This is a genomic window from Acinetobacter sp. ANC_7634 (assembly GCF_056779875.1).
Map to the genome: position 1 here is coordinate 1 of NZ_JBWYIT010000036.1, position 424 is coordinate 424.

General features: G+C 43.9%; 1 protein-coding gene. It reads right to left on the reverse strand.

The window, feature by feature from the left end; genetic code table 11:
* Window positions 1-424: GA-like domain-containing protein (locus AC1M9A_RS14410; protein ID WP_481610492.1), on the reverse strand; the 424-nt coding region annotated here is incomplete at both ends.

Consider the following 424-nt stretch of genomic DNA (forward strand, 5'->3'; position numbering starts at 1 on the left):
GCAATTGCCTCTACCAATTCATCATGCTTAGCTTCTGCAGTTTGAACCGCTTGTGTTGCTGCTGCAATCGCGGCATCAACATCATCAGCAATACCATTGCTATCTGTATCGTTCACTGCTGGTACAACTGTATCAAGAGCATCTAAACGAGCATCTAAGCTATCTTTAGCTGCTGATGCAGGTAATGCATCAACCAAGCCTTGTGCTGTACCTTTCAACGCATCCAATTGATCTTTGATCGCTTGTAATTGAGCTTGCATTGCTGGACTGATTACACCATTTTTAGCAGCAATTGCCTCTACCAATTCATCATGCTTAGCTTCTGCAGTTTGAACCGCTTGTGTTGCTGCTGCAATCGCGGCATCAACATCATCAGCAATACCATTGCTATCTGTATCGTTCACTGCTGGTACAACTGTATCTA